This window comes from Streptomyces sp. NPDC057486 (assembly GCF_042802415.1).
Classification (GTDB): Bacteria; Actinomycetota; Actinomycetes; order Streptomycetales; family Streptomycetaceae; genus Streptomyces; species Streptomyces yanii.
Window position 1 is genome coordinate 1 of sequence record NZ_JBHVEE010000284.1, and the last position, 3,290, is coordinate 3,290.

The 3,290-nt window shown below is 65.1% G+C and carries 4 protein-coding genes and 1 pseudogene; 3 read left to right on the forward strand and 2 right to left on the reverse strand.

The genetic code is table 11. The annotated features are described in order from the left end of the window. Window positions 1–167: 167 nt before the first annotated feature. The 3 genes from ACFU6I_RS48205 to ACFU6I_RS48215 all read left to right on the forward strand — a co-directional run bounded on the left by ACFU6I_RS48205 (window position 168) and on the right by ACFU6I_RS48215 (window position 1,670). Window positions 168–707, forward strand: coding sequence for a winged helix-turn-helix domain-containing protein (locus tag ACFU6I_RS48205; protein WP_384380838.1), 540 nt, complete (start codon window positions 168–170; stop codon window positions 705–707). Then, entirely contained in the window at window positions 707–1,231 is a 525-nt protein-coding gene (locus ACFU6I_RS48210; protein WP_384380847.1) for a transposase, read from the forward strand. Before ACFU6I_RS48205 ends, ACFU6I_RS48210 begins: the two co-directional genes overlap by 1 nt. A gap of 76 nt (window positions 1,232–1,307) precedes the next feature. Beyond that, complete coding sequence (locus tag ACFU6I_RS48215; protein WP_384380841.1) at window positions 1,308–1,670, forward strand: hypothetical protein; 363 nt, start codon at window positions 1,308–1,310, stop codon at window positions 1,668–1,670. A 105-nt stretch (window positions 1,671–1,775) separates the two neighbouring features. Here ACFU6I_RS48215 and ACFU6I_RS48220 read toward each other — a convergent pair. After that, window positions 1,776–2,276 (reverse strand): annotated as a pseudogene (locus ACFU6I_RS48220) (IS630 family transposase); the annotation flags it as partial. Between the two features lie 337 nt (window positions 2,277–2,613). Next, entirely contained in the window at window positions 2,614–3,198 is a 585-nt protein-coding gene (locus ACFU6I_RS48225) for a group II intron maturase-specific domain-containing protein (protein WP_384380844.1), read from the reverse strand. Window positions 3,199–3,290 lie beyond the last annotated feature (92 nt).

The following is a 3,290-nucleotide window of genomic DNA, read 5'->3' on the forward strand; positions in this document are numbered from 1 at the left end:
GCTACCTCGCCGGCCTTCACCTGCGCGCATCGATGATCTGGGTCAAAGACCTCATCCGGACCACCCGTTGATCACGACTCGATACGCGCCCTAGCTACTGAACTTGATTGGGTGATGTCGGCGCCGTTCGCCTGACGGTGGTCGCTCAGCTCGGGTAGCTCTGGACCGTGAGATACGCGCAGGGCGGCGGGTTGACCGACGCTGGAAGGGCCGCGCGGGAGCGGATCCGGCTTCAGGCCGTTGAACGCTTCGAGCGCGGGGAGAAGAACCGGGAGATAGCTGCCGCGCTGCGAGTCAGCGAGCGGTCGGTGGAACGGTGGCGCCGCCAGTGGCGCGAGCGTGGCGAGGCTGGAGTCCTGTCGAAGGGCTCACCCGGGCGGCCGAGGCTCAGTGAAAAGCAGGTCGCCAAGCTGGAGCGGGAGTTGGAGCGCGGCCCCCTGGTCCACGGCTGGGTTGATCAGCGGTGGACCCTGGCCCGGGTGAGGACGCTGATCGGCCGGCTGTTCCATGTGAGCTACACAGTCGAGGGGACATGGCGGTTGCTGAAGCGGCATGGCTGGTCGTGGCAGCAACCGGCCCGCCGCGCGATCGAGCGTGATGACGATGCGGTGGACCTGTGGAAGAAGGAGGTCTGGCCGCGGGTAAGAGCATCGCGGCGGTCTGCGGCGGATGGATCGTCTTCGAGGACGAGGCCGGTCAGTCGCTGATGCCGCCGCGAGCCAGGTCCTGGGGCCGCCGGGGCTGCACCCCGGTGGTCCGCGTGCGCGGGCGGGGCTCGGGCCGGGTATCGATGGCAGGCATGACCTGCTATAAGCCAGGCGAGCGGTCCCGGCTCTTCTACTCCGTCCGCGAGTACACCGGACGCAAGGACCAGCCCAAGGGCTTCGGCTGGCGCGACTTCCGCGACCTGCTGATCCGCGCCCGCATCCAGCTCGGCGGCCCGATCGTCCTGGTCTGGGACAACGTCCGCCTGCACCTGACCAAGTCCTTACGGGCGTTCATCGAAGCGAACTCGAACTGGCTCACGGTCTTCCAGCTGCCCACCTACGCGCCCGACCTGAACCCGCAAGAAGGCATCTGGTCGCTGATCAAGCGCGATATCGGCAACCTCGCCGCAGCCGACCTCAGCCAGATCACCCGTGCCGTGAAGCGCAAGCTCAAGATGCTGCAGTATCGACCGGAGGTCATCAATGGCTGCCTCGCTGGCACCGGCCTGGTGCTGGAAGTGTGAATACGCTGGCTGGCCGATCGGCGATGGAGCCTGCGTGGTCGAAGTCTAAAAGTTGCTGGTCAGATACGGTGACGCGATGAATGAGAGCCTGCCTGTCGACGTAGCCGACGTGCTTGCGGCAGTCCTGAACGGGGACACCCCGGTTCATATCGCGCTCCAAAGACAGGTTCCGCACCTCAGCCTGCGAGCGCGCTGCACATGCGGGTGTGGCACCGCCTACTTCGAGCTCGACACCAGCAAGGTGGAACCTGCGCCCACCGGCCCCGGCACGGTAGTAGCGGGCGAAGCGCAGCTCCTCACCGAAGCCGGCGAGTGTCCCGGTGAGGTCCTGGTCTTCACCCAGGGCGGCTACCTGTCCTGGCTGGAAGTCTGCTCATGGAGCGACGACATCGAAGTGACACTGGCCGCCGCGCGTCACTGGTTGCAGACACGCTCTTGATCCCCAACGACCAGCCCCCAGCGGGCTCCGCGACACAGCCGACATCACGAGTTCAAGTTCAGTAGTGTCATGAGTCTTTGATTCGGTTCAGATATCCGGCGGGCGTTAGAAGATCTCGTCGGCGGTCTTTGTCCAGACGAAGGGTCTGGGGTCGTCGTTCCAGGTGGCGACCCAGGTTCGGATGTCTTTCTCCAGGACTTGGACATTCTTGTGGACGCCACGCCATATCTGCTTGTCCGTCAGCAGACCGAACCAGCGCTCGACCTGGTTGAGCCATGAGGCGCTGGTCGGCGTGAAGTGCATGTGGAACCGCGGATGGGCCAGCAGCCACTTCTGGATCGCGGGGGTTTTATGGGTAGCGTAGTTATCGCAGATGAGGTGGACGTCGAGGTGTGCAGGAACTTCCTTGTCCAGCTTGGCCAGGAACTTCTTGAACTCCACCGCGCGGTGCCGGCGGTGGAGCGAGCTGATGACCTCGCCGGTGGCCGTGTTCAGGGCCGCGAACAGGGTCGTCACGCCGCCGCGCAGGTAGTTGTGGGTGCGGCGCTCGGGCATGCCCGGCATCATCGGCAGCACCGGCGCCGACCGGTCCAGTGCCTGGATCTGTTGGGTCGGGGATGGGACGCCTTGCGGCCTTCCGGCCGTAGGTCTCCCCGTCCCCGCCCGCCGAACCCGCCGTGCGGGTCATCCCCGCAACGGGCTCTCCACGTGATCCGATGGGTCAGTTGACGAGTTCCGAGACCTGCCCGACGAATGCCACGTCGTCGTGGTCGATCTGTCGGAAGCGTGCTCCCGCCGGGTCGACCTCGTCGATGTTGTACGGCGTCGAGATCTGCGCGCCGCGGAAGCGGTAACGCTCGACTCGCGTCTTCGCCGGGTTGTAGAGGACCAGGCCGTCCTCACAGATCCGGTCAGCCCCGTAGAAGCGGCGCCGGGTCTGCTTTCAGGTCATGTGCGGGTGCTTGCGACGGATCCAGTAGATCATCCTCCACCAGGCGTACCAGCCCAGGTAGGAGAAGGTCTTCTTGGAAGCGCCGTAGCGGAAGTAGGCAGCCCAGCCCCGTAGGACCGGGTTGATCATCCGCAGCACCTGCCCGATCCGGAGTGAGGTCGTGCTTGCCCCCGTGGCCTCCTTGATCTTGTGCATCACCCTGGCCAGGGCGTCCTTGGACGGAATGGTCAACACCACACGGCGCCCGTCTCCCCGCTGCCACCGCTGGATGCGAAAGTCCAGGAACACGAAACCGTCGTCGATGTGGGTGATGTGGGTCTTCTCTACCGAGAGGGTCATCTTCAGCCGCTCGGCCAGCATCTGCGCGGTCTCCGTCCGGATCGCCTCCGCGTCCGACCGTTCACCGTGCACGAGCACGACGAAGTCATCCGCGTAACGAATCAGACGGTAGTTCGGCTGTCCACGTCGTCGTCGCTGCTGGCGACGCCAGGGCGGGCTCATCTCCCGTTCCCAGATGCCAGCGAAGTGGCGGTCCAGTACGGAGAGATAGATGTTGGCCAGCAACGGAGAGGCCACGCCCCCAACGCAATGGGTAACTCGAGCATGAGTCACCCTCCGTAGCGTCTTGATCTTGATGCTGGTCGTCGGCAGTGCGCTCACGCACGGGT